Origin of the sequence: Pontibacter pamirensis, from assembly GCF_010015475.1 — a bacterium.
Lineage (GTDB): Bacteria > Bacteroidota > Bacteroidia > Cytophagales > Hymenobacteraceae > Pontibacter > Pontibacter pamirensis.
Genome location: NZ_SSNI01000097.1, coordinates 1 through 2,237, shown reverse-complemented (window position 1 = coordinate 2,237; position 2,237 = coordinate 1). Strand labels below are relative to the sequence as shown.

The following is a 2,237-nucleotide window of genomic DNA, read 5'->3' as shown; positions in this document are numbered from 1 at the left end:
TCAGCCACGCCACCACGAGCCCTCCTACAATACCGGTTATAACACCTGAGAACAGGGGCGCCCCTGAGGCAAGGGAGATGCCCAGACACAGAGGCAAGGCAACAAAAAACACAACCAGCCCGGCAGGGATGTCTTTGGACAGATTGGCCGTGACATCATTATACTTTTCTTCCATAAAAATAAATGAACATATTATATACTTTTGCTTACCTTCTGTGGTAAGCACGAGGGGTTAAATTAAGCCGCTCACATAAAAATTAGATTAAAGTCAAATTAAAACAAAATTCAAATCAGATTAACTCAGGTCTTATGGTCCAAAGGGGGCTGTTGCCAAGTTTATGGATAACTGCTCCTATAGGGCTTGCTGCTCTATAAAAAAAGTTTTAAGTGCTTCTGCGCCGGATTCAGAAGCGCGTGAAGGAGCTGGGTGTATTAACTGCTCAGCGCTACCCTTCGACAAGTAGTGTTAGCAAACTCATCGGTGCTGTAAACAAGGCTAATTGGTTACCAACCGCCCGGTAAGGAGCCAGGCAACAAAGACCAACGGCAGGAGGCAGGCAGCAGCTAATTAAGTTAGTTACCCTACTAATCCACCCTTACTTCCTCTTTTACTCCCAACTGCGCGTTGATCAGCGGAGTTTTAGGAGCCAGGAAAAAGCCTGTGAGGCTGGCAAACATGATGGGTATAAATTGATGAAAGCCCGTGAGCGTGGAGAGCAGAATGATGGTGCTGATAGGTGTGCGGGTAACACAGGCGTTGATGGCGGCCATGCAGCTGACCATGATGAGCGGCAGGTTCTGCCCCGGGAATGCAGCATGGACAACCATGCCCACGGTCGCGCCCACGAAAAACAGCGGAATAATGAAGCCGCCGCGCCAGCCGGAGGTAACCGTGAAGGCAATGGCCAGAATCTTTGCCACCAGCAGCAGCAGCAGGTATTCCAGGGTAAACTGCGCTTCCAGCAGCATGTTCAGCTCATCGTGGCTGAAGTAGCGGGTAAGGGGCACGTAGTAGGCGATGGTGCCAATCAGCAGACCCCCTGCTGTCATTTTCACGTAGATGGGAACCCGGAATTTTTTGAACACGGCACGGCACTGCCGCACCGTAAAAATAAACAGCCAGCCTGCCGCTGTTCCGGCCAGGGCATAGAGCATGGCGTAAAAGAAGTCGTTGAGCTCAGGCGCAGCGTAAACAGGGAATGCCCAGGTGGGGCCGATGCCGATGTGGGTGATGAGGATAAAGATAACGTAGCTGGAGCAGCTGGCGACAAAAGCCGGAATCAGCGCCTGGTAATACTCCACCACATGCTTGTGGTGCAGAATCTCGAGGGCAAACAAGGTGCCGCCAAGCGGTGCGCCGAAGAGGGCCGTGAAAGCCGCGGCCATGCCTGCGATACTGAGGGAGCGCAGGTCCTCACCCCTAATCTTGAGCTTTCGGGCAATCCAGGTGCCGGTAGAGCCTACCACCTGCACGAGCGGTGCCTCCGGACCCGCACTGCCGCCACTGGCAATGCACAGCCACGAAGAGAGAATCATGGCCGGGTTGTTCTTTGGCTCCAGCCTACCGCCCTTGAAGCGGACGTTGTTAACGATGAGGTCCATCTCGCCCGGGTCTCCTAAAAAATGTATGATCAGACCCGCCAGCAAGCCTGCACCAGCCATTACCAGAATCACATACAGCCCCTGGAACTGGGCCAGGAAGTGCAGCAGGCCCTCTAGCACGATCCAGTAGGAGCCGGCTATGATGCCGCCTATGATGCCGATGGCCACCCACAGCAGGAAAATCTTGCTGAAGACAAAGGGGTTGAACTGCAGGGGGTAGTTGAGTTGGTTGCGGAGCGTTACCGCCAGCCTTCTTCTCTTAAAATCCATCCGGCAAAGATACGGAATCAAAGCAAACCTCTCCGTCCAGCATCCTTTACTTGCCGCTGGCCTGAAGGGAAGTTTTCCCGGTAACGTCACCTCCTGCTGAAAGGAACAAAGCTATTCCCTGAATTTCAGGCCGTGGAGCGGTTTCGCTTAGAACAGATCTTAAGATAAAGAGGCAATGTACGAGGCTTTTTTCACACTCAGCAGCACCTGAATACTGTCTTTGCCGCACACGTTTTGTTTGAAATTATATCCTTTATCCACCTTGCGCCATCTGGCTGGCAGGTGTTGAGTAGTAGGTAGTTTACCAACACCCCCAGCTCCACGGGTGTTATCAGGAACGACCATTCGAAGTCCTCATTGATTTT

2 protein-coding genes are annotated in these 2,237 nt (G+C 52.5%); both read right to left on the bottom strand.

Going from position 1 to position 2,237, the window contains the following annotated elements; genetic code table 11:
* A partial coding sequence (locus E1919_RS27055) for a SulP family inorganic anion transporter (RefSeq protein WP_262888754.1) occupies window positions 1-175 on the bottom strand: 175 nt, incomplete at its 3' end.
* Between the two features lie 410 nt (window positions 176-585).
* On the bottom strand, window positions 586-1,872 hold the full coding sequence (locus tag E1919_RS27050; protein WP_162056514.1) for a chloride channel protein: 1,287 nt from the start codon (window positions 1,870-1,872) through the stop codon (window positions 586-588).
* Between the last annotated feature and the right edge of the window lie 365 nt (window positions 1,873-2,237).

Coding starts and splice junctions, on each gene's coding strand:
- E1919_RS27050 (WP_162056514.1), bottom strand. CDS start 1,872: ATGGATTTTAAGAGAAGAAGGCTGGCGGTAACGCTCCGCAACCAACTC.